Origin of the sequence: uncultured Methanobrevibacter sp., assembly GCF_946184425.1 — an archaeon.
In the GTDB taxonomy this organism is placed as follows: Archaea; Methanobacteriota; Methanobacteria; order Methanobacteriales; family Methanobacteriaceae; genus Methanocatella.
The window spans coordinates 1-25,128 of the sequence record NZ_CAMHFP010000024.1 but is presented as its reverse complement, the minus strand read 5'-3'; the positions used below and the strand labels follow the sequence as shown (position 1 = coordinate 25,128).

Here is a 25,128-nt window from a genome sequence, read left to right as displayed (position 1 = left end):
GTTTTAAAAAAGAGTAGATGTTTTTTCATTTTTTTTTAGATATGAATGAAAATGGTATATAATGATGGACTGGAGGAATGAGATTTATGGGTGAGTATATTCGAGGTGTGGTTGTTAGGCTTCATGTAACTCCCGAACAAGAAGTCATGTTTAAACAAAACTATGGTTGTACTCGTAAAACCCATAATGAACTTTTAAATAAATATAAAGCCAAATATGGTGATTGTAATAAAATTCCAACTAAAAATGAGTTAAATCAATTTTTAAACGAATCTAAAAAAGAGTTATCCTACTTGATGGAAACAGAGTCCACCAGTCTTCAACAGGCACGTGATGATTTGCATAAAGCGTTTAAAAACAGTTTTAAAAGCAAAAGGCATAATCCTCCAAAATTTCACTCTAAAAAGAAAACACGACCTAGCTTCAGACAAACTATCCGAAAAGACAAAAGACCAGTAGAAAAAAACACACTAACTTTAAGAAAACACGGAAAAGTAACCTTCAGCACAAGCGTAGAATACTTGGATTTATTAAACAGTCCAGACACCAAATTCAACAACATCACAGTATATTATGATGGATTGAACCACTATGCATCATTCAACATCAAAACACAACCACCAGAACAACTACCATTAACCGAAGAGCACATTGGATGTGATATCAATTCCAACAAAAATGGATGGCTAGTCACAAGCGAAGGACAAAAAGAATTCTTTGATGTTGACCATGACAACCAAATGATCAAACACATCAACAGATTAATATCCAAATGCAGAAACATGAGCAGGCGATGGAAAAAACTACAAAAAAGACTACAAAAATGGTACAACAAAAGAACAAACCAATTAAATGACTACATTGAAAAATTAACCTACAATCTAGTCAAAAAATATGATACAATAGTCTTTGAAGAAAACTACTCTACTATCAAGATTTTAATTGGAGGGGAGGAAAACATGATATTTCCTCTATCGCGATTCATAAAAAGATTAAAAGACAAATTCCAACTCTACAAACCCGAAGCAGACGGCGTACAATTCGTAAAACCACACAACACAAGCAGAACATGCCACCACTGCGGACACATAAACAAAGAGTTAAAAGTCAAAAAACGCAACTGGAAATGTCCAAAATGCGGAAAAATACTTGATAGGGACACAAACGCAGCAATTAATATTCTAAACCGCTGGTTCAACGGGGATGGCCTGATAAAATACTTAAATTAACCTTATTAAGTGAAAATAATTCAGGAATCCCCATCCTCTATAGGATGGGGTGGTTCAATTGTAAAGTTGAGTATACATTTTTATAAATTTGATAATGATAATTTTATATAAAAAGAATAATAAAATATTATATTAATTATTATATATGGGTTGTATTAGTTATGGCCAATGTTAATAATACCTCATCTTATATGGATGAAGACAAAAAGCAAATTATAAAAGAGTCCAATTACACTTATAGAGATGCTCTTGAAGTTTCTGCATATCTTATCGAAGTAGGAAAGTTCGAAAGATTCTACAAAGAAATGCAAATCCACGACCTTCAAAAAGAACTTGACGAAATGGAAGAATAAAACTTCAAAACAAAAATCTCAGGTAATGACTCTAAAGAAGAAACTGTTTTTGATTTCAAAGGTAATAATAAGATTTATTATTACTTTTATATTTTTTAAATAATATAATTTTATATATAATACATAATAAATTAATATATTATGTTACCGGAAAAAACCAACATCAGCGCAAGAGTGGATTTAACACTCAAAAAAATAGTAGAAGAATCAACCTTCAACCATAAAGATGCCTACGAGCTTGGAGCAAAACTGATAGCTATAGGTGATGCTGAAGAAACCATGGAGATAATTGACAGTGATCCAGTTCTTCAGAAACTAATAAAACAAAATGAATACAAAATAATCCAAGCCAAAAAGGAACAGCTCGAAAAAGAATTAAGAGATTTATGGGAGGTAACCTATGGATCGTGTAAATTCAGATGAAAGTTATTTTTTAGAAAAATATGAACAGGAAATAATTAACTGTTGCAAAAAGGCAATGAGCAACAAGGAAGTCATAGAATTATTAAAAACAAAATATGGTCGTGAAATTCCACTCACCACATATAGAAAATTCAAAGCCAGATTAAAATTAACAAAAGGGGATTTCCTGGAAACATTGCTGGATGAAATCAAGGTAATGAAAACTCAAGGAGCAACAGATGAAAGTGTCCGAAGATGGCTAGCAGATGAACATGAATTCGAAGTAAGCAGAGCAACATTTTCAAGATTCAAAAAGAAATATAATCTGGTTGATAATGAAAAAGACTCAAGAGCAAGAGATAAAGGAGCATTAACCAATAGAGCTATTGCTCAAAAACAAATAACAGATAATAACGTTCATCAGGACAATATCGATTTAGCTATTGATAACATTCTTCAGCAACAGGTCATAGACATCAAAACCGGCCTTGAAAACCTGGACAAGATTACTAAAAATGCTGTAGGCATTGAAATTGACTTTGAAAAATTAGACCATGAAATACGACACAACGCCAATGAAAAAAGCCTGGCAAGATATCTGCTTGACCTAACAGAACTGAAAATAAGATATCTTGAATTATCCGTTAAAGCATTTGACGCTAAAAACAAATTATTCAAAGATGAAATGGACAGACTGTTCCAAAACAGGATTCTTGAACTTGAAGATAAGAAAATTGAACTTTCACAAAAGGACATGATGGAAGAAATAGAGATTCTTGCAAAACAGATAGATGATAACGATGTATGATGAAAACGGCAAATTCCATCTTGACGCTAAAGACAAGGCCATTCTTCAGAAATGTGTATATGAAAATCCATATATACCTTTCAATCCTTTTCCAAAGCAGGCCGAGATGATACTAGCCACAGAAAAGGAAGTGTTAATCGGTGGTGGAGCTGGCGGTTCCAAATCAACAAGTCTGTTAATGAGAGTTTTGTTCTATGTTCAGGATGATGCCAATGAGTATCATGCACTGATACTGAGACGTACTTTATCTGACCTGAAGCGTAAAGGAGCTTTAATTCACAAGGCAAGTCAGTGGTTAAATCGAAAGGAAGTTCAAAATAATGCAAGCATCAAACCAAAGTGGGATGGAACAGAACATTCATGGACATTTCCCAATGGAAATTCACTAACCTTCGGATATTATGCAAACAGTTACATGAAGTTGGTTAAAATGAATCAGAAGTTGCATAATCCCGATTCACCTTTGCTCTGGGGAAAGTTAAAGATGAGGATGTTGTAAGAGAAGTTAGCGAGCCTTGATGCTCAAACTAGAATGATGTAGCTATTAGCTTAAGCCTTTGATATTAAAAGTTCATCAGAATGCATTGAAAATCAATCTTACAGAGAATTGTGGTATTCTTGCATTATATAATAAAAATCCAATCCAAAAATTTAATCGTTTGGAAAGCAAATATAAAATTAAGTTCATGTTTAAGTTTGAATGTTAAAATATTTTTTAAGATAATATGTTGGAGGATTAATAAGTATGAATGAAAAGGCTAACGAATATTCTTGGTTTCCGTTAATAGTTGTGGCTTGTGCTTCCTTTATTATAGTGTTGGACTCTTTCTTCATGAATGTTAGCATTTCTCGAATTGTTGTTGATTTGAATGCTGATGTTAGTACTATTCAAATGATTGTGTCGTTTTGTACTCTTATCACTGCTGCGTTGATACTGTTTAGTACCAAACTTCAGGACATAGTTGGTAAAAAGAAACTGTTTGTAATTGGTGCTGCACTTTTTGGTATAGGAATATTTGCTGCAGTATTAAGTTCAAGTGTTACAATGTTTTTTGTCGGATGGGCAGCGATTAAAGGTGTTGCTGCGGCATTAATGCTGCCTGCCATAGTTTCAATAATAAGCGGAATATATTCCGGCAGAAAGCGTACAATTGCTTTGGCAACTCTCGGGGTAATGGCAGGACTTGCAGATATTTTAGCTCCGCTCCTTGGTGGGCTTATTACAACTTTTTTCAGCTGGAGATACACTTTCGCATTTGAATTAATATTCATTTTATTTATTTTAGTAATGCAAAATAAAATACCTGATTTTAAGCCTACTGAATCTAAAAGCGATCTTGATATTATTGGTGCTATACTTTCAGGTATATGTCTTCTTTTGCTTGTGCTTGGTATTTTGACTCTGACTAAGGATGTTGCTGCCAGCATAATTGAGATAATTTTGGGATTGATAGTCTTGGCAATCTTTATATGGTTTGAACTCAAAAGAAAAAGGTCAGGCAAGGTGCCATTGATTGATGTTGAATTATTTAGAGACAAAAATTTGCGTATAGGTACATCTATTAAGTTATTATATAATATTGTAATATCAGGAACATTTTTTGTAATGGTTCTGTTTTTCCAAAGTGTATTGCAGTTAAATCCATTCGATACTGGTTTGGCTTCACTTCCGTTTGTTATGGCTTTGTTTATTTTTTCATTGACCGCTCCAAAACTAATGGGAAAACTGAATCACAAGACACTCATGGCAATAGGATGTATAATATCTATTGTAGGATGTCTGATTTTAAGTTATCAATTTAAATTAAATGTAAACATGCTGGATTTAATTCCGGGGCAGTTTTTACTTGGGACAGGTATTGGTTTTATGATGGCTTTAGCTGCGGATGTTGCATTATTCGATGTTCCTGCTGAAGGCCAAAATAATGCATCTGGTATTATTACAACTGGTGAGACATTAGGTTCCTCATTGGGTACAGCAATCATTGGAATAATTCTAATTCTTGGAGTTATGGGTGGTATTAGTACTGCAGTCGATACCTATGCGCCTGATTATTCAGGGGACGAACATTTCCATCAGGAGGTCTATGATTACTTCCAAAAATTAGATACTATAGAGGGACAAGATAGTATTGTTGTGGATACTGCAGATATAATTATTCAGAATGCAATGGCAACTGTAATGTATGGATTAGCCATCGTGTTAGCAGCTATGTTAATTATAACGCTGCGGATAAAAAATAAAAATATTAAAAAACAATGAGGGACAATCTCTCATTTGCCTTTTTTTTTAAAATGGTTTGAGTGTTGGCAGAAATTATTCAATTTTGATTTTATTCATTTTGTTTGTATGATAGGATAAATTTCACTAAAAGTTGTAGATATTTTGAAGTGTGTTACGCCAACAGCAACATGAAGCTTGTTAAAAAGAACCTAAGTTACATAATCCTGTTTGCCTCTGTTGATCGGTGATGTTAAAAAGGATGATGTTGTAAAAGAGGTCAATGAACCGGGCTATATTGACACGCAAACTAGATTATTTTAATATTAATTAATCAAGTTTTTCATAAAGTCGCAGAAGGGATTTGTTGTTTTATTTTTCTTTTGGCTTTGTAGAAATCCTCATTTTTATTGAATTTGAGCGGATCTATAGATGTTGTAAATTGTGTTTTTGAGTTTTGTTTCTTTGTTTGATAATTGTAGGCTTCTGCTTCTGTTTGTTCCGTTGAATATTCTTTTTATTACACTAAATATTGATTCTACATTATTTCTTCTTGAATATATGTCTTTGTTGAATGTATTTTTACTTTCTAGTCGATAATGTCCTGTTTTTGCTCGTGTTTTTAGTGGTATTTAATCTTGTGCTTTTGCTTCTTCGTTTATGCATTTTCTAATGGGTTCTGTGTCGTATGCTCTGTCTGCTAGGATGTATTTTGGATTATATTTTTTTATGTTTCTTATTGCTGCTATTGCGAATCGTGTGTCGAATCTTGGGCCTCTTTGGGCTGCAAAATGAAGAATTAATCTTGAGTCTACGTCGATTGAAATATGGTTTTTTACGTAGCTTTTTCTTTCTTTTCGTCTTATTATTGCGTAATATTTGTCAGCGTAGTCATTGGTGAATCCGCTTCCATCTAAAGCAATTATATCGCCATTTATTTGGTGATTCATTAATATTTGTTTGTTTAATTCTTTCAATATTGCTGTTGGTAGTCTTTGGAAGAATTTCTGGAGTGTTGTGTAATGTGGGACCTTTTTTAAGTGCAAATATTATTGTATTTTATCAGATAACTCCAATAAATCAATTATTTGTCTGTATGTGCTCCTGGTGTAGATTTTAACTGCCAAAAGTGTGAATAATGCAGGTTGTGTGAAGTCATGCTTTGAAAAATTGCTTGAATATTTATTTAACACGATTTTTGAGTATTTAAATACATATTTAATGAATTTTAACAGTTTATTTGGTCTAATGTCCTTGTTTATTTCTTTAATTTTTTTGAGTGCTGGTTTTTCAAAACCAAAATCCGAAAGATTTAATTGCTTTGAAAACAAACTATTAAATGGAGAATGAGTATTTTCGGGTTTCATATTAATATTTATTCTCCATTTTAGTATATATAATTATATATTGCTTATTTTTTCTAATCGATGTGAAATTTCAAGTGTAAACCTTATTACTCAATAATACGATTATTTTATCAAATTTAAATCAAAAATAAGAATAAAAATAGATTTTAAAAAATTTATTGAAAAAATCAAATAGGATTTCTACAAAGCCGTTAAAATATTAAAAGAAAAAAGTAAATGAGAGAAAACTCTCATTGTTTTTTAATATTTGCATTTTGTAGCCGTAACGTTAGTAAAAATACAATACCCATTATGATGGCCGTAATCTGCATTACAAATGCCATAGCATCCTGAATAATGATGTTTACAATATCAACAACAGTGTGATCTGATTTGAGATCATTTATATTGCCCACTTTTTGGAACTGATCTATAACCTGTAGATGGAATGTTTCATTTCCAGAGTAATTGGGCGCATAAACATCTACTGCATGGGAAACACCACCCATAACTCCTAAAATTAGAATTATACCGATGATTGCTGTACCCATTGATTCACCTAATGAGGTACCGGTTGAATTAACACCTGATGCATTGTTTTGACTTTCCGCTGGGATATTGGATAATGAAATATCTGTACATAAAGCCATAAGAAAACCAAGTCCTGAACCCAGTACAAAGAGTCCTGGCATTAAAGTCAGTGTTGTTGTATCAAGTCTGAATTGATAGCTTAAAATCAGACATCCTGCGATTGCCATTATACATCCTATTGCCATAACTATCTTATGGCTCAATTTTCCAGTCAAACTTGGAGCCAAAATTGCAAAAATAAGCAGACCTATAGTCATTGGAAGAGTAGTTAAACCAGTATCAAATGCATTTAACTGCAATACACTTTGTAGATACAGGGAAACTGCAAATAATGCTCCTCCCATTGAAAGGTAACTTAATAACAAAATGACAGTTCCAGTACGTAAGTTTCTGTCTTTAAATAAGTCCATATCAAGTAATGGTACTTGACCGTTTCTTTTTCTTCTGATTTCAAAGTATGCAAAGATTGCTAATATGATTAATGCTACTACAATTACACCTATGCTTGTGGTGAAATCTTTAGATAGTGATAAGATACCTAGAACTAACAATACAAGACCGATTAATGATATTATAGCACCACTGATATCCAGGTCACTTCTAGATTCAGTAGGTTCGAAATTCGGTATTTTATTTCTGAATATTAAAATCACGAAAACAACTACTAATTCAATTGCAAATCCGTATCTCCAACTGAAAAATGTTGTCATTATTCCTCCGAAGAGTGGGCCGACAGCAGCTGCAACCGCACCCATTACACCAACAATTGCTAAAGCAACGGTACGTTTTTCACCGTAATATGAGCCACTTACCAAGGAAACGGTAGCCGGCAACATTAATGCTCCAGCAACACCTTCAATTGCAGCCCATCCAATAAATAACATTAAATCACTTGAACTTATTGCCGCTGTAAATGTACCGACACCGTAAAGTGCAGTACCGATTAAGAACAGTTTCTTTTTACCAACTATGTCCTGAAGCTTTGCACTAAGCAACATGAATGCGGCAGTGATGAGTGTATAAAATGACATGGTCATTTGAATGGTACTCACATCAGTATTCAAATCAGCAACAACCTGTGAAATACTTACATTCATGAATGTAGCGTCCAAAGCGATAATAAAGGAAGCCAAAGCAATTACTATTAGTGGAAGCCATGAATCCCCTTTATCTGTTTTATTCATTTATTAATCCTCCATTATTTTTTAAGTTTTGATATACATTCTCGTTTTTTTGGATATATCGAAAAAATTTATATCATAATGTATCATCTCTTTTTACTGTTTAATATAATTTTAGTGAATTCTTAAAAAATGTGAATGTTTTTATCATTTAATTTTGATTTTATCAAATAATTTATAATTCTTATTTATATATATGAAATATTCTAATATTTGATGTGATGAAATTATATACTCATTAATTGAAAAATATTAATTTGAAAAAAAATTAGGAAAAAATGAATTAATATTCTAGTAATCCCAAATAATATAGAAATAACAAATATGATTATTCCTAATTTTAATAATGATTTTAATCCTTCTAAAATATAGCAAATCATATTCTATTTCAGAGACAAACGAAGTTACTCCTTAAATTATCCATCACCAAACATTGTGTTAAAATTATGTGAAACATCAAAATTAAAGATTAAAATATAAGTTTATATCTTTTATGATGAATGGGTGGAGATGAAATTTATTTGGATTTGCCTTAATGGAGCTGAGGGATGAAATAAGAAGATTATATAAAAATAATGACAAGATTGATTGGGAATACAGTGAATATTTGGTTCATCATCTAAGATATTAATAACCTTATATGTGGATTTAAAGTCATACTTGATATTGTAAAATCCATTCAGTTAATCAATGAGAGCTTTGTTTTATGTTCGGGATGATGCCAATGAATACCACGCATTCATATTGACAGCAATAAAAATTAGTTTAATTCTTGCAAAGTAGTCATATGATTTGCCATAGGGTAAATAATGTAATTTTTATATGTTAATGATTTGTATTGTTGGCATTGATTTTTTTTCAAGTTATTCTCATAATTTTTAGTTATTTTATCTAATATTGTATTGTAAGCGTGTACTTACATTCGAAAACATTTACATGTTTCTAAAATAAACTTATATTGGTGAAATTAAAGTTTTTTTCCAAAATAATCATAAATGCGAGGTTTTGAATAGATATATGTGAAAATGGGGAGAAAAAATGGCCAATAAAAATGTTGAATTGTTGAGGGGTGAACCTAAAACAGCTATTCTAAAACTTGCTGTTCCAATATTGGTATCAATGCTTTTTACTGCATCATACAATATTGTTGATGGTATATGGATTGCTGGACTTGGTGAGGCAGCTATTGCTGGAATCGGTTTTGTCACACCAATATTCATGCTTTTAACTGGAATTGGAGGAGGTCTTGCAAGTGGTGCAACAAGCAGTATCAGTCGTGCAGTTGGAGCAAAAAATCATGAAAATGCCACTAAATTCGCAACCCATTCTATTTTAATATTTTCAATAGTATCAATACTCCTAACATTGATTTTACTTATAATCCAAGGACCTTTGCTAGCGTTTTATGGTGCTTCAGGCCAATCATTAATCGAAGCAAATAAATATGCTACCCCAGTGTTTTTATGCGTATTTGCATTCATGTTTTCAATAGGAGGCAGCGGAATTCTTCGGGGTGAAGGGGACATGAAAAGGGCAATGTATGCAATCATTGTTTCATCAGTATTAAATTGTATATTAGATCCTGTTTTCATTTATGTTTTGGGTTTGGGTTCTGCTGGTGCTTCAATTTCAACAGTAGTTAGTGTGTTGGCATCAGCATCTATTATAATGTTTTTGATTTTAATTAAAAAAGACACCTATGTTGATGTAACTTTTAAAGGGTTTAAATTTGATTCAAAAATAGCTTTAGACATTTTGAAAGTGGCTATTCCTGCATCTTTTGACAGGTTCATAATACCTATTGCAATGACTTTCTATTTGATGTTCATATTCTCTGTTGGGGGTGTGGAGGGTATTGCAATATTCATGTCTGGTCAAAGATTATATTTACTGGGAATTCTGCCTTCAACTGCCATTTCCATTGCGGTTTCAGCCGTTAGTGGAAGTGCATTTGGAGCTGGAAATTGGGAATATCTTACAAGAGCTCATACTTTCGGTACAAAATTTGCAATGGCCATGTCAGCAACAGTCATGCTTGTTTTAGTAATATTCGCACCGCAGTTATCATTAATTTTCGCATATACTCCAGAAACTGCCGCTTTGATTCATGGAATTATAAATTTTTTAAGGATAGTCGGTTTCGGATTGATTTTTGTGGGATTGGGAATGCCTTCAAGCTTTTTATATCAGGGGATCGGACGAGGAACTACAAGTCTTGTATGGACAGTCATAAGGGAGTTGATTTTTGCTGTAAGTTTCACTTATCTATTTGGAATAGTATTTTGCTGGGGATTGACAGGTATTTGGGTTGGTCTTGCTGTTGGAAGAGGTGTTGCATCATTTTTAAACTTTGTCTACGCAAAATACACAATAAGGATGTTAAAATCAGAAGATAAGGATAATGATATTCAAAAAAGAGGATACTGGAGCATGCAACACCTGCATGAATGGATTCAGGTATTGATGCACCAATTCCGCCATGAATCCGGTTAAAAAATCAGAAGTTGTATAATTCCGTTTTGCATTTTAAAGTTCATTTGTTTAAAAATATATTTAATTCCTTTTTCACAGATTGTAATATATTTATTGCTTAAAAATTATATTATTATTATTATGAGAAAGTTTTTGAGTGTTTCACTAAAACCCCAATGGAAAACAATATTGATTATTTTCGCATTGATAGCCGTTCAGGCATTCTTTCAAGTGAAAATAATTGATTTGTTCGGTAATGCTTTGACAGGAGTTAAAGAACAGAATATCGATTTGCTTATCAGTTCTGGATTATACATGTTAATGTATACAGTCATTTCAATGATTGCCATTTATGCTGTTTCTTTTTGCACGACAAGAGTAGCTTCAAATGCAGCATATATAGTTCGTGAGAAAATCTTTCATATTTTAATGAATCTGCCTAAAGCAGAAATTGATAAATTTAAAGTTTCAGGGTTAGTTACACGGTCAACCAGGGGTATGTCATCAGAACAGGGATTTATAGTGATGATACTCGAAGAATTTATACTGATTCCTGTTGCATTCGTAGCAGTTGTATATGAAATATCATTGATTGATACGACTTTTGCGATATTCTTCTTAGGATTCATTGCCGTTGTTTCTGCGATTGTAATTTTGAGAATGAATAAAATTGTAGAAATATTTTTCAGAGCTAAAAAGACATACGGAAAACTGAACTTGTTATTCCTCACTAAAGTCAGTAATATAGCTGGAAAGATTCCATTTAAAAAACAGGAGTATGAAGCTGAATTTGAAGATGCATGTGAGAATTCCTATGATAAAAACGTTAAGTATATTTTAAGTCAGTATTACCTTGGTCCTGTGTTAATGTGGGTTTTATATGTCCTTATTTTGATAGTATTGGGACTGGTTAATTCCGGATTCACCATTGGCTTTGAAACTGATAGAGTATTTGATTCATTGATTATTGCAGTATATATGGCCTACTTCATCTCTACATTGGGACGTCTTCCCGCATTAATTGACAGATGGCCACGTGCATATGCCACCTCTGTGCGTTTAGAGGAAGTCTTGACTCTGGAAGATAAAACCATTAAATCCAAAAACACAGATGTTACTCCAGAACCAATAGAAATTGTTGAGAAAGACCTTGCTGATGGGGATGACAGTGGTTTGGCTAAAAGAGAGGAGATCATCGATAAATTCAATACCATATTAAAACCGGATAGGGTCAAGTTAATAATATCCATTATTTTACTTACTGCATCTACCCTGTGTATGGTTTATGTCCCTCAAGTTGCAGGAAAAACTGTTAATTTATTGACTTCTAATTTCAATTCCTCTAACGATGTTGCTATCTACACAAATATTGCCCTGTTGCTGATATTATATTCTGGGGGATATCTCCTTAAATTGGCTCCAAGAAGGATTATGGGAGCTGTCGGTGAAAGAGTCGCTTATAATTTAAGAATGAAATTATTTGATAAGATTGATACCGTCGGTTCAGATCACATTAAAGAAAATTCAAAGGGTCTTTTCTTTTCCAGATTAAACAACGATGTGATGAACATCAGAGAGTTTGTCTCTTCCAAATTCACTGATATTTATGCGCAATTTCTATCAATAATCCTTATACTTATATTTATATTTTTTACAGACTTTAGATTGTGCATAGTATATCTGGCTATATTGCTGGTTTATGTCATTAGCTTTTATATATGTGATTATAAATCTAAAAAGCATTATGAGAATCATCAAAAGCATTTAGGACGAATGATGAGCTATTTTGAAAGAGGTCTTACAAATCGCGATTCCTTCCATGAAAAAGGATTTAAAAAAATAAATCAAACTGTAATTGACTATTATTCTAAATCCAAAAATGTCACTAATTTTATGGTGCCTATTACAAGCTTTTTAACAAATATAGGTTCTATAAGTATTTATATGGCTGGAATTTACATGTTAGCATTTAATGAGATTCAGTTAGGAAATCTATTGGCGATTATCATGTATGCAAAGTTATTTAATAAACCTATTAAAAAAATAAGTAGCTCAACAGCATCTATTGAAAATTCATTATCAAGTCTCAAAAGGATATTTGCGATTATAGACTATAAAAAAGATAATAATTAAATCTCAACATTGATCGGGGCAAGTTTAATTATTCTTGCTTCCGAGTGAACTTTTTTTGGAATGATTCATTGAATTAGTGATTCATCCACAAATTTGCGGTTAATGAATTTGCAGATGAAATTGGTTCACAACCCTCTGATATGGATGAAATTTCACAGGACGTAGATGTACTGATTATATCTATTCCTTATGGGGCAATAAGTTCACTTCCTGAAAGCTTGTTTGAAAAATTGCCTGAAGATGCAGTTATTATTGATACAGGAAATTATTATCCTGAAATGCGTGATGCTCCAATTGAAGGTTTGTGTAATGGGGAAGCAGAAAGTCTTTGGGTTTCAAATCTGATTGATAAACCTGTTGTTAAGGCATTCAACACACTTTTGGCTCATTCACTTGCTGAGCTTGGATGTGACACTGGATGTGAAGGCAGACTTGCAATGCAGGTTGCCGGAGATGATGAATCACAAAAGAAAATAGCAATTGAGTTAATTGATCAGTGCGGATTTGATTCTTATGATGCAGGAACACTTGAAGAATCATGGAAAATGCAGCCTGGTTCTGCAGGATACTGCTGTGATTATACATTGGATGAACTTAAAGAAATCAAAGAGATATCAACACAGACTCCTGAAAGTGTAGCTAAAAACAGGGCAAAAATTATGGGCAATTTCGCTGAATTGACAAATGGTGATTTCAGCCATGAAAATGTGATTAGTGTAAACAGAAAATATAATATTTAAATTTATAAATGCTCTTTTTATGGAGATCCTTATTTTTTTTAATATTTGACATCCTTCTGGCATGTATTAACTGTGCTTTTGTTTCATGATAATATGTAAATATTTCAATAAATAACGGCCAATTATGAGTGGATGAAAACATAAACTTGCTGGATTTTGAGCATATAATCAGGAGGTGTCATTGATGACCCTTTTGCTTTTATAACCATCAAAAATTAAATTTATATTTGGTGATTATATGCCGTCAATTACATTTGATATAAATCCGTTAACAGAAGATCAAAAAGCACAGATTGTTGAAGAATTCACAAATTCCGCTTCAAAGATTACTGGAATTCCAAAGGAATCCTTTTATGTATTCATAAATGAATTTCCAGCAGAAAATGTTGGAGTAGGTGGAAAATTACTAAGCAAAAAATAAGGTGATATTATGAAAAATGTTTTAATTGTTTCAGGACACAGAGATTCTGATAATGACTCAGTGGCAAACAAACAGATTATAGAAGACTTAAAGGAATTGCTTCCGGATGCTGAAATAAGTGTTTTGGATAAATTATATCCTGATTTTAAAATTGATGTTAAAAGTGAACAGGAAAAACTTGAAAAATCAGATATAATCGTATTGCAGTTCCCTCTGTTCTGGTATGGAATGCCGTCAATCATGAACAAATGGATGGAAGACACATTCGAACACGGTTGGTCACACGGCTCAACAGGTGATAAACTCAAAGGTAAAAAATTAATCGCTTCATTTACCGCAGGTGCACCTGAAGAAGCTTATCAAAAGGATGGAATAATGGGATATGATATTGAAGATTATATTCCTCCAATCAAATCAATGTGCGGACTTTGCGGTATGGAATTTGTAGATTACGTATTTACAGGTGGTGTTTCATTCGAATTAAGAACCAATCCTGATGAAGTTGACAAAATCAAGGAAAAGGCAAAAAATCATGCAGCAAACGTTGTTTCAATAATTGAAAATATATAGTCGTACAACTCCATATTTTAAATGTTAAAAGATGAAACCATCACCGAACCAACTTTAGTTCATTATCGTAGATAGAACATATCATAACAGTAATTTCTCACAGTTTGACAATGATATATTATATGTTGGATAGCTATTGGCAATCATAATGAGAAATATTCATAATTTTGACAAAATTATATGTATGTCCAATTTAAATCAGGGTTGATTTTCGAAAACCTTGCAGTTAATGTAAAAGGCAACATATTAAATTAAAATCAAAAAGGAATCCATTAATTATATTGTTCGTCTTTCTTCGAAACTTGATGATGATGAGTCTTTCAGATAGTCTACTGTTTGAATTGGAAAAGTGTAATAAAAAAATAATTGAAAACAGTTGAGGGTAATTTCATTCTCCTGTTTTCAAATTTACTGTTAATCTTGTTTGTACTTTTTAAGAAAAAGTGCTGATACAATGGCAGTTGCAATGATTGAAATAATATTTGCTATCATTGAAGGCAATCTTAAACCTTCAGGGGCTTGCAGTATATATCCGAATGCAATTAAAGTACAAAATATTGCAGGAATCAATGTAATAATGTAAAGCTTTTCTTTTTTAATCAGATAAACACTTGCGGCATACAATACAATTGTGGAGACAATCAGCTGGGACCATGCAAAATATCTCCAGATTAAGCTGAAATCAACAAATGTTAATCCATAAGCAATTAAAAACAAGGGGATTGTTGTTTTTAGTCTTGAAATCAGTTTTTCATGATTGAGGCCGAGTTCATCTGCGATTGTTATTCTTGAACTTCTAAGTGAAGTGTCTCCAGAGGTAATCGGACAAATCACGACTCCTATGATTGTTAAAATCAAACCCACTGGTCCGACTAATGTTTGCGCTATCTGATGGATAGCGAGTGAAGGTGTCGCACCGTAGATTACAGCCAGTTGCGGTTGACCATTGAGGAATGCCATTGCAACTGCTGCCCAGCAAAGTGCAACCAGACCTTCTATAACCATTGAACCAAAAAACACGGGTCTTGCATCCTTTTCATTTTCAATGCATCTTGCAACAATTGGTGATTGGGATGCATGGAAACCTGAAATTGCTCCACATGCAATAGTTACAAATAAATACGGAAAAATGCTTTTGTCAGTAAGATATAATCCCTGTGTTGTAAACTCCGGAATGGTATATGATGGATTTAAAATCAATGCTCCTGTAATCATCACGACCATAATCAGTAATAATGCTCCGAAAACAGGATATACTTTTCCAATGATTTTATCAATTGGGAATACTGTTGCAATTAAAAAGTAAATGAATATTAATGTTGTCCAGAAAACTATGTTGATATTGGTTAGGATGCTGAGTAAATCTGCAGCTCCTTTTGCAAAAGTTGTTGCAACAAGAATTCCAGTAACTATAATGATGACTGCCATGATTTTTTGGATTTTGCTTCCTAGATACTTTGAAATAATCTGGGGCATTGTCAATCCGTCATTTCGAACGGACATATATCCTGAAAAGAAATCATGTACTGAACCAATGAAAATTGTACCTAATGTGATCCATAGGAATGCTGCCGGACCAAACAATGCTCCTTGAATAGCTCCAAATATAGGGCCTAAACCCGCTATATTTAAAAAATGAACTAAAAAATTCTTGATTTTGGGCATTGGTATGTAATCGACCCCATCCTGCAATTTAAATGCAGGTGTTTGGCGGGTTTCATCCACGCATGAAATCCGTTCAATATATTTTCCATAAATGAAATATGATGCAATTAATGCTACAAAACAAATAATAAAACTAATCATTATTCCCATTTTTAGAAATTAAATTATTAAAAGATTTTGGTATAAAATATTTAAAATAAGAATTAAATAAATATTGTTTAGGTATTTACTTCATAAGGAAAATTAATCATGGAATTTGAAAATAAAAATGGATTAATAACATTAATTATACTCATAATGGCTTCTGCAGTCACATTGATATCTCAAAGTATAGTAACAACAAGCCTACCTTATTATATGGCTGATTTCTCAGTATCCTCTGCAACTGTGCAATGGACATATTCTGTTTTTCTGCTGGTGCTTGGAGTGATGATTCCTCCAACAGCATACATCACAAAAAGATTTAAAATCAAAATGATACTGATAACATCTCTCGTTTTATTTATAATAGGTTCATTACTTTGCTTTTTAGCAACAAGCTTTGAAATTTTAATTGTTGGAAGAATCCTTGAAGCTATGGGAACTGGTATTCTCATGCCTATAGGCCAAATTTTGATTTTCAGAATCATGCCTGAAGAAAAATGGGCATTTTTCATGGGATTGATGGGATTTCTTGTTGGAATCGTGCCTGCAATGGGGCCGACAATGGGAGGAATCATAATTGATCTGTTTAATTGGAGAGTTATTTTCGAATTTTTAGCTATATTAACATTTATAATCTTAATTTTAGCAGTTCTTTTTGCAAACTTTGAACTTGAAACCCAGGATTATCCTTTGGATTTCGTATCTTTAATATTGTCAATACTGTTCTGCGCAGGTCTGATGATAGGATTTTCAAATATTGCTGAATTCTCATTCAGCTTGACTCATGTAATTTTGCCGATAATTATCGGAGTAATCACATTAGTAATATTTGTTAAACGTCAAAACAAAATTGAAAAGCCTTTGATAAACTTGAAAGTGCTTAAAAATAAGTATTTTGTATATGGGACTGTTTTCGCAGCATTGCTCTACTTTATGATGTGCGGAATCAATGTAATGGTGCCGCTGTTTGTTCAAAGTGTGGCATATTACTCTCCAACCGAATCAGGACTCATTTTGTTTCCATCAGCAATAATCATGATAGTGTTCAATTTCTTAAGTCCTGTAATGGCCGATAAGATTGGAATTAAACAGGTTTTAATAGCTTCATCAGTTTTAAATATAATAGGATTTGCAGCTATGATGACATATAATATGAACTCCACATTCGAATACCTGTTGATTACTCAGTTAATCAGAGGAATCGGCTGTGGGCTTGGTCTGTCACCTTCAATAACATGGGCAATGAGTGTTGTGGCGGGGGATGTTGAGGATGCAACTGCAATCAACAACACTGCAAGGCAGGTTATAGGTGCAATCGGTTCGTCAGTTACTGTTGTTATAATGCAAATCTTGGCAAACGGAAACATTACTCATAATCAGCTTTCCGTTAACTCATTTAGCATGACATCCTTAATGATGATAATAATAACTGTAATTCTGCTGATAATTACAGTAGTGTTCATAAAAAACAAAAAAGATATTGTTGAGAGTTAAGAGGTACATATTTCAAAATCATTGGATTTTTTTATTTTAGGAAGCATTGTTGATTTTTCCACCAATTCCTTTAATATATTCTTCAACATAATTTTTGTCATCCCTGTTGAATGTTGAGTAATCAAATGTGAAATTTGACATAGCGGCACTGATTTTCTCAATATCAGTTATTTCAACATCAATGACCCCTTCAATATGTTCAAACATTTTAAGAAGATATTTTTCATCACAGCTTGAAGGCAGCTGTACGGATAGTTTGAATTTTTCAAGTTTAAGATTACTTTTCTTCCATTCAAAGACCTCTTTTGCTGATAATATGTCAACACTTGAAATTTTTAAGGAAATTTCATCATCATTTTCCAGTATCACGCATTTTGATGTGACCTTTTTCACAATTCCCACATATATTTTATGAGAATGCAAATCTTTCAATCCTATTTCTTTACCAATTGATTTTGTCAGGACATTTGCTTTCTGAGTGAGCATTCCTATAGTTCTGTCTGAACGAATCAATGCCTCTTCACGGTCATCCAGATGTTCAGATGATTCGATTATATTTTTCACAAAGTCCGCCTCATTTCCGTCTTCGATTAATTTTGACAGGTATATTCCTTCTTTAATTAATGCTTTTCGTGCATTAGCGGTTTCCTTATTATTTTTCTGTATGGAATAGTAAAGATAAGGGTTTTGATATACAATACGACTGACCATATCAAGCATCAGGCTGTAGACCGGGCTTGAAAATGACCTTGACTTTTCAACGTTGATGTGAAGCTTTCTAATTGTTGAAGCTAATGTAATAAATGAAAAATGAGTCAGACCCTGGACTATGCTCATGTACTTGTCATGCTCTTCCGGGGTGGTTATAACAACTTCACATTCAGATTTAATCAGAAATTTCTGCACACGGTCGAACCAATTTGGGGATCTGTTTTCAACAGGAGTCAAAACGACAATCTGTCTTTTGATTGTCGGAACCCGAGGCCCGAACATCGGATGGCATGGCAGTATTTCCACATTTTCAGGTGCATATTTCATTAGGGCTTCGGCAGCTTCTGTTTTAATGCTGCAGACATCCATTAATAGAGATCCTTCAGGGGCGTGAGGAGCCACTTCTTTAATGGTTTGTGAAGTATGCTCTATCGGCACGCTGAAAATGACAATATCTGCATTCTGTATTGCTTCAATGTTGTCATTGCTATACTCAACGTTCAGTTCTTTTGCAACTTCAAGTCCTGAAGTTTTGTTACGGCTTGTGATAGTGATGTTGAACTCATTATTTAGGTGTTCAGCTATCCATCGACCTAATCCTCTTGTACCTCCGATAATGGTCATGTTACTTTTATCACTCATGTTATGCCTCTTTGAAATTTGAAAATATTTAGTATTCACTTAGATAATATTTATTTTGTATAATATATTTTTTAGTTTTTAACAAAAGTGTTTTTTAGAGAGTATTGTTTTTTTATGTCTTATTTTGGTGAGTGATTGATGATGAATAATATATTTTAAGTCTTTTTATGACTGTTTGTGTGGTTTATTATTTATTTACTTAATTAGATTATATGATAATCAAGAATCAATATCTTATAGGATGTATTTGGTGAGATAACACATTTGGATATTGGATTGATAAAAAATAGAAGAGGTTTCAATACCTCTTTTTAAATTATTTTAGGGGTCTGAATTTTTTAGTTTTCTGAAAGTTGTTGTATGGTGGTTTTTGAGTAAAATCCTTGTGATATGTTTAGTGCTCCTAAAAATACATTTAAATAAACAGTTTTTGCTACTGATTTTGGTGTGTATTTATGTATTGCTCTTAAATTTAGTCCTTGTTTGAGTAATTTGAAGAAGTTTTCTATTTTTCCTTGGATTGGTTTGAATTTTTGCCAATTGTCGAGTTTTTTTGAGTAATTCGTGTTTTAAATTCTTGTAAAATTGTTTTTGAACTAATATTTTCTTTGTTTTTTTAAATACTTGTAATGGATAGGATAATTGATTATTGGGCTTTGTTCTTTTTGAAATTGTCTTTTTGGAAAAATGAATGGAACAATTTTATATTTGCTAATTTCCCAATTGATAGTTTTTATAGCTGTAATAGCCTTTATCAAAGATTAATATGTTTCCTTTTTGTATAATTCGTCTTTTTTGCAGATTTTTCATTTATTTCGTCAAAAAGTTTTGCATCATTGGGAGCTCCAGAATGGATTAAAATTGAAACAGGATTCATTATTATCGTATTTGATGATGGCTGTGGCTTTAAATCCAATATAAAAATCTTTTAGATTAGCTTGAATTTATATCAAAAAAATTCAGGCTCCTAATGCTTTTATAAGTAATGGATATGCAATCTTAGGTGACACTACCGGAGGAAAAATCAACAGTATTATTTTGGTTTGGAGTGGATATATACTATCCGGAGCAGCTACTGCAACATTAACTGTAGGTATTTTAATGCGTCGCTTTAAAAGCAGACTAGATAACTACGATAAGAAACTTGATGAGCTGCAGGAGTCACTCAATGAACTTAAAGGCAATGATGAGAATTGCAGGAATCTATCAATGAACTTAAAAAATAACTGTGATTTCGTAAATATGCTGCATAAACATACAAATGTTTTCAAACAAAAATCTGAAATGTTATTTGATTATACGGATTTGATTTCGAGTTTTTCTTCTATCAATATAAATGAGCTGAAGAGGAAAGAAAACATGGTTATCTGGCAAAAAAAGTTCCTGTATGTACTAACGGAAAACATAAGAAAATTGCTTGATGAAAGATTAAATTATATTGGTTATGATTTAAATGAAAAAAAGTTTAGGAAATAGGAATTAATATCCTAAGAATCCTAATAATATAGAAATAACAAATATGATAATTCCTAATTTTAATAAGGACTTTAATCCTTTAAACAATGCGTATATTATAAAAACTATTATTATTATTCTAACAATATTCATAATCATATTTCCCATTATCATTTTATAACCTCCAGTTGTATTGTTTTTGTTTCCGTTTTGGAAACTCCTCTTTTTTTTAAATTCAACCTATTTATCAGAATCTTTAATATTAAGATTTAATAAATATCTTTTGATATGTTATATTAATTTATTTTCATGATTATATATAAATTAATGTTTTATTTTTTATCTCCAGGCCCTTAAATTTAGCAACTGCATATTTCATTTTAATAAAATATTGCAATAGTGATTTGCATTCAAAAGAATTAATTTAGTTAATATTAATAATATTTGCAGTGATATTTTTTCAATTTTTTAAGTTTTTATAAAATTTAATTTATGTGATAAAAATAGAATAAGTTGTTTTTTTTTTTAAACTTTTTACAAATCATGTTTTAATTTTAGTAATTAATAAATGTAAGAATTTTATTACTTTTTTTATCAAAAAAATTGAATAGGTTCTACATTGCTTTTTAATTTGATAAATGATTTTGTTTATTAAAATAGCTATTGAAAATTCTCTTTTTTGAATATGATATTAGTATCAAAAAAATTAAAGATTAATATATATGTTTTGATAAAAGTAATCTATATGGAAATTTTTAAAATGGTCTGCGAATTAATTGTTCCAATTTTAGTATTTGGTATTTTATTTGCAGTTGGAAAAGTTATTTATAAAAAATTGATTAATAATGAAAGTAGATTTTTAAATCCAAGAGAATATTTTCCTGAACAGGAACTTGAGACATTAAAGCAAGTTTTTTATTTGATAATGATGTTAATTTTCTTTATTTTCATATTATACATCATGATATTTGAAGGAAAGGAGATTATTCCGATTGCTATTTTACAAATTATCATATCATTATATGTTGCTATAACTTTGGATTATGACTCTTGGTCTAATAAAATATTGTTTTTCCTGTTGGTGCCTTATGAATCTTTAGTATTACTGATTTTTACTGATTTCTTAATGCTCTGGCCGATTTATCTTATTCATGTTCTCGTTTATGCTTATTTCATTAAGGTATATTTTGGCAAATTCAGAAAATACACCGAGACAAATGGCCTCGGAATTACTATTATTCTATTGTTTTCCATTGTATTTTTCAGTTTTATTGTCACATTATTTGCAGAAGGTGTCGAACCTTTAAATTCTGCAGTTATGGTTTCAAATGCATTTACAAGTAACGGTTATGCAATACTTGGTAACTCAGGTATTGGTAAATTGATAAGTATAGTTCTGGTTTGGAGCGGATACATCATATCAGGTGTAGGTACCGCAACATTAACTGCTGCAATTTTATTGAGGCATAATCAAAAACGTGAAAAAGAATTAAATGAACGTTTGGACGAGTTGGAATCATTAATTAAAAATAATAAATAGAATATGGATTAATATTTCCATATCCTTTTTCTATTTTTTGTATCTATTTTTTATTTTTTAATTCAGCTAAATTCTCTTTTAACAATTTATAAATGTTTTCTGCACCGATGATATCATCATCACTGACATTCCAACTTGAAGGATACAATATGAACGGTTTGGATTGATCTCCACCGGCTCCACCATGACTTCCAACCAGTTCTTCAAATGCACATACTTCGTCAGCTTCCTCATCATAAAAACTGTTAACAAGGATATCTGGGGTATGTTCAAATGAACTGGTTCTTTTTAAATGTCTGACGATATTGTCTCCGAATCCTTTAAGAGGGTTTTCACCTTCAATTTTGTCGCTGTCTAGATAGTAAGTTCCATTTTTACCAATGGCCATATCTCCGTGTTCTTGGGATTTGACTAAAATAAAACCAACATATTCATTGTTAATAATTCCAGGTATTAGTTTAGGGAAATATCTGTTAAGTTCCTCATATGTTAATCTTTGGCTCCATTGTATCAAATAAATCATTGCAAGATTGCCTGAAGCTAATACAATAACTTCGGAGTCATTTAATTTTTGTGCTTCTTTTTTCTCTTTTTCTATTTTTTTATTTTTTCTTGCAAACGGAGTGTACTCTCCTATAAAATGGTCATCATTTGAAGTCATTTTTGCAAACATGCTCATGTCTTCTGGAAGCAATGTTTTGACAAAGTCCTCAAAGGTTTGACCGTATCTTTGGGTAAATGTTGCACCGTTAGTTTGACCATGGTCAGATTGAATCACGAATTGATAATCTCTGGGGCAATACTTATTTGCATCGGTTAAATGCTTGATTTGTTGGTCCATTTGCCTTAAGGCTATCCATGCATCACTGTCCCGGACTCCAGAGTGGTGAGCTATTTCATCATAACCTAAGTATGTTGAGTATGCGACATCAACATCTCCAACCATCATGTCTCCGATTAAAGTTGAAGTGTTGATTTCTCGCATAAATACGTTTGTAGCAGCTCTTGTTGGAATGTATACTATTCCACGATTTATTCTTGGTCTGATGTTTCTTATTGAATGTGTAATCTGTGACCAGATTTCACGTACTATGTCAGCAAGAAACAAAGCGATAATACGTGCAAAATTGCTCGGATTTGAAAATACAGAGTACCATGCCTTATTGTAGAGTTTCCCAAAGTCCATTATCTTACTGAAGGTAAATATTACATTATCGGTATCTCCAGAAAATAAATTTGACCTGCTTGCTCCATTGTCCACTAGCAATCCGTCTCCATTTGAAATTCTCTGTTCTAATTCCGGCACTTTTGTGATTCCTGAACATTGCATCATCTGATTGTCATTGCTTTTTTCTATCCATCTGAATGCAACGATACCTTCATTATTTCCATGAAGGATTCCTGCTTGGCTTGCACCTGTTTGGGAAGACAGATCGGTTTCCCACATTCTGAGAGTGTAATTGTTGCTTTCAATCATTTCTTTCATGGTCGGCATGTCTCCTCTTTCGACTGCTTCACGTAAAACTTCATAAGCAAGCCCATCAATTTCAACAATTATCACTCCCGGATAATCCTTGACTTCTTTTTTTCTTTTCTTTTCTGCATCTCTTAAAACAGACCTGTAGTATGAACTGTCATCTTCAATTGTTATTAATGATGATAGTACGGTTGTAACAGCAGCCATACCTAATGGTGCAAGAATTATTGCAGGGCCTTTAATCGCTATTCCAAACATTGGTGCGAGTAACTGGAGCAGAATGCCGTTTAATATTAATGTCCCTACACCGAAGGTTAAAACTAAAAATGGCATTGTTATTCTTGTTAAAATAGGCCAGAGTATTGCATTAACAAAACCTAGGAATAATACTAAAAGTAATATGTCACCGGTTTTGCTGACTTCGACTCCCAATCCTAAAAAACCTATCAGATATATTCCTATGATATTTCCAATAAATACAATCAAACTTCTTTTTAAACTTCTTTTAGGGATTTGTTTTCCATTAATAATCTCCATTATAATCACTGTTTCTTATTAATTTTAATTGCTTTCAATCAGTTATATGGGTAATTTTTCAGTGTATTTTTCTATTTCGGATTTAGCATTATCTAAATTAACTCCGGTTTTTTCTTCTACTGTAGATTTGATGTTGCTTAAATTGGTATTGTTTACATAATTATTTGCTTTTGACTGTAAATCTCCAGTTATGTTTTTAACAGTGGAGAGGGTATTGTCTAAATTAGTCTTTTCTGGAAAAACATTTTTGTATTGCACTGATTTAGCCATATGCACTGCTATATCTTTGTTGTTGCAGCAAATAATGATATTGTCATGAGTAGTTTCATTAACTAAAGGTATGCAATAGAATTTGCCGTTATAATTTACTTTAATGATATCGAATATGCGGATTTGCAATAATTCGTCAGCATTTATCACATAACCTGTAAAACCGTCAATATCCTGTTTTTCACCTTTCTTTATTAATTCATTCAGGGTATTGAAACCAAGTTCAGATACTTTAATAATATTTTGATTCTCATGGCTATTGTATGTAATTAGTATTCCGTTTTTCCAGTGCCAAAGTTTAGCACTCTCAACCTTTCCATCATATGTGGTTTCATTGGCGGGAACTTCTAAACTTGTTCCATTAGGTGTTATTTCAATTCTTTCATAATTTACGGTAGTTAAAATTACAAAAAGAATTGCCGCCACAATGATTAGAATTATTATTCCGATTATAATTATTTTTTTATTATCCATAAACCATACCTCATTATTTTTTCGGGTAATAAGTTATTTTTTTGCAATCAGCATTTGCCGATTTAGATTATAATTATCAAACTTGAATAAAACATCATAATGTTAATTAAAGTTTGTGTTTTATTCTATATAAAAATTAAATGAAAAAAAATATCATTTAATAGGATATTTTTTTTAAACAACTTTTAAATAAGGTTTAATAAACTTATGCATTTTTGATACTAACATACCAGCATGACGCATAAGTTCTAT

20 protein-coding genes and 2 pseudogenes are annotated in these 25,128 nt (G+C 32.0%); 14 read left to right on the top strand and 8 right to left on the bottom strand.

The window, feature by feature from the left end; translation table 11 throughout:
- Positions 1-77: 77 nt before the first annotated feature.
- The 6 genes from Q0P94_RS06600 (at position 78) to Q0P94_RS06575 (ending at position 5,055) form a co-directional block, all read left to right on the top strand.
- Positions 78-1,229: a transposase gene (locus Q0P94_RS06600; RefSeq protein ID WP_295114960.1), complete on the top strand. Its 1,152-nt coding sequence runs from the start codon at positions 78-80 to the stop codon at positions 1,227-1,229.
- 161 nt (positions 1,230-1,390) lie between these two features.
- On the top strand, positions 1,391-1,582 hold the full coding sequence (locus Q0P94_RS06595; protein ID WP_295114959.1) for a hypothetical protein: 192 nt from the start codon (positions 1,391-1,393) through the stop codon (positions 1,580-1,582).
- Between the two features lie 141 nt (positions 1,583-1,723).
- Positions 1,724-2,005: a hypothetical protein gene (locus tag Q0P94_RS06590; RefSeq protein ID WP_295114958.1), complete on the top strand. Its 282-nt coding sequence runs from the start codon at positions 1,724-1,726 to the stop codon at positions 2,003-2,005.
- The gene (locus tag Q0P94_RS06585) at positions 1,983-2,792 is read left to right on the top strand and encodes a hypothetical protein (protein WP_295114957.1); all 810 of its coding nucleotides are present in this window, start codon (positions 1,983-1,985) and stop codon (positions 2,790-2,792) included. Before Q0P94_RS06590 ends, Q0P94_RS06585 begins: the two co-directional genes overlap by 23 nt.
- Positions 2,785-3,291 (top strand): hypothetical protein, encoded by a 507-nt coding sequence (locus Q0P94_RS06580; RefSeq protein WP_295114956.1) that lies wholly within the window; start codon positions 2,785-2,787, stop codon positions 3,289-3,291. Before Q0P94_RS06585 ends, Q0P94_RS06580 begins: the two co-directional genes overlap by 8 nt.
- A gap of 246 nt (positions 3,292-3,537) precedes the next feature.
- On the top strand, positions 3,538-5,055 hold the full coding sequence (locus Q0P94_RS06575; protein WP_295114955.1) for an MFS transporter: 1,518 nt from the start codon (positions 3,538-3,540) through the stop codon (positions 5,053-5,055).
- 365 nt (positions 5,056-5,420) lie between these two features.
- Here the strand turns inward: Q0P94_RS06575 and Q0P94_RS06570 are convergent.
- From Q0P94_RS06570 to Q0P94_RS06560, 3 genes and pseudogenes are all read right to left on the bottom strand, one after another.
- A pseudogene (locus tag Q0P94_RS06570) lies at positions 5,421-5,963 on the bottom strand (transposase).
- Between the two features lie 99 nt (positions 5,964-6,062).
- Positions 6,063-6,380, bottom strand: a complete 318-nt coding sequence (locus Q0P94_RS06565; protein WP_295114954.1) for a hypothetical protein — start codon at positions 6,378-6,380, stop codon at positions 6,063-6,065.
- 230 nt (positions 6,381-6,610) lie between these two features.
- Positions 6,611-8,134, bottom strand: a complete 1,524-nt coding sequence (locus Q0P94_RS06560) for an MFS transporter (RefSeq protein WP_295114952.1) — start codon at positions 8,132-8,134, stop codon at positions 6,611-6,613.
- A gap of 1,035 nt (positions 8,135-9,169) precedes the next feature.
- Between Q0P94_RS06560 and Q0P94_RS06555 the strand changes: the two genes are divergently transcribed.
- The 5 genes from Q0P94_RS06555 to Q0P94_RS06535 all read left to right on the top strand — a co-directional run bounded on the left by Q0P94_RS06555 (position 9,170) and on the right by Q0P94_RS06535 (position 14,467).
- Complete coding sequence (locus Q0P94_RS06555; protein WP_295114950.1) at positions 9,170-10,624, top strand: MATE family efflux transporter; 1,455 nt, start codon at positions 9,170-9,172, stop codon at positions 10,622-10,624.
- 120 nt (positions 10,625-10,744) lie between these two features.
- Complete coding sequence (locus Q0P94_RS06550) at positions 10,745-12,736, top strand: ABC transporter transmembrane domain-containing protein (protein ID WP_295114949.1); 1,992 nt, start codon at positions 10,745-10,747, stop codon at positions 12,734-12,736.
- A 140-nt stretch (positions 12,737-12,876) separates the two neighbouring features.
- On the top strand, positions 12,877-13,476 hold the full coding sequence (locus Q0P94_RS06545; RefSeq protein WP_295114947.1) for an NADPH-dependent F420 reductase: 600 nt from the start codon (positions 12,877-12,879) through the stop codon (positions 13,474-13,476).
- Positions 13,477-13,714: 238 nt separating this feature from the next.
- Complete coding sequence (dmpI, locus tag Q0P94_RS06540; protein ID WP_295114946.1) at positions 13,715-13,897, top strand: 4-oxalocrotonate tautomerase DmpI; 183 nt, start codon at positions 13,715-13,717, stop codon at positions 13,895-13,897.
- Between the two features lie 9 nt (positions 13,898-13,906).
- Positions 13,907-14,467: an NAD(P)H-dependent oxidoreductase gene (locus Q0P94_RS06535; protein ID WP_295114945.1), complete on the top strand. Its 561-nt coding sequence runs from the start codon at positions 13,907-13,909 to the stop codon at positions 14,465-14,467.
- A gap of 414 nt (positions 14,468-14,881) precedes the next feature.
- On the opposite strand, the gene Q0P94_RS06530 is transcribed toward Q0P94_RS06535, so the two are convergent.
- A complete protein-coding gene (locus tag Q0P94_RS06530) occupies positions 14,882-16,273 on the bottom strand; it encodes a carbon starvation protein A (RefSeq protein WP_295114944.1) in 1,392 nt (463 codons plus the stop codon).
- Between the two features lie 108 nt (positions 16,274-16,381).
- Between Q0P94_RS06530 and Q0P94_RS06525 the strand changes: the two genes are divergently transcribed.
- Positions 16,382-17,770: a DHA2 family efflux MFS transporter permease subunit gene (locus Q0P94_RS06525; protein ID WP_295114942.1), complete on the top strand. Its 1,389-nt coding sequence runs from the start codon at positions 16,382-16,384 to the stop codon at positions 17,768-17,770.
- Positions 17,771-17,806: 36 nt separating this feature from the next.
- Here Q0P94_RS06525 and Q0P94_RS06520 read toward each other — a convergent pair whose 3' ends face one another.
- A complete protein-coding gene (locus Q0P94_RS06520; RefSeq protein WP_295114940.1) occupies positions 17,807-19,123 on the bottom strand; it encodes a prephenate dehydrogenase in 1,317 nt (438 codons plus the stop codon).
- A 338-nt stretch (positions 19,124-19,461) separates the two neighbouring features.
- Positions 19,462-20,061, bottom strand: a pseudogene (locus Q0P94_RS06515) (transposase); the annotation flags it as partial.
- A 100-nt stretch (positions 20,062-20,161) separates the two neighbouring features.
- Here Q0P94_RS06515 and Q0P94_RS06510 point away from each other — a divergent pair.
- Positions 20,162-20,599, top strand: coding sequence for a hypothetical protein (locus tag Q0P94_RS06510; RefSeq protein WP_295114938.1), 438 nt, complete (start codon positions 20,162-20,164; stop codon positions 20,597-20,599).
- Between the two features lie 739 nt (positions 20,600-21,338).
- The gene (locus Q0P94_RS06505; RefSeq protein WP_295114936.1) at positions 21,339-22,118 is read left to right on the top strand and encodes a hypothetical protein; all 780 of its coding nucleotides are present in this window, start codon (positions 21,339-21,341) and stop codon (positions 22,116-22,118) included.
- A 43-nt stretch (positions 22,119-22,161) separates the two neighbouring features.
- Here the strand turns inward: Q0P94_RS06505 and Q0P94_RS06500 are convergent, their stop codons facing one another.
- Together Q0P94_RS06500 and Q0P94_RS06495 are read right to left on the bottom strand one after the other, a co-directional pair.
- Positions 22,162-24,132 carry a phage holin family protein gene (locus Q0P94_RS06500; protein ID WP_295114934.1) on the bottom strand — a complete coding sequence of 657 codons (1,971 nt, stop codon included), beginning with the start codon at positions 24,130-24,132 and terminating at the stop codon, positions 22,162-22,164.
- A 42-nt stretch (positions 24,133-24,174) separates the two neighbouring features.
- Positions 24,175-24,876, bottom strand: a complete 702-nt coding sequence (locus tag Q0P94_RS06495) for a hypothetical protein (RefSeq protein ID WP_295114932.1) — start codon at positions 24,874-24,876, stop codon at positions 24,175-24,177.
- Positions 24,877-25,128 lie beyond the last annotated feature (252 nt).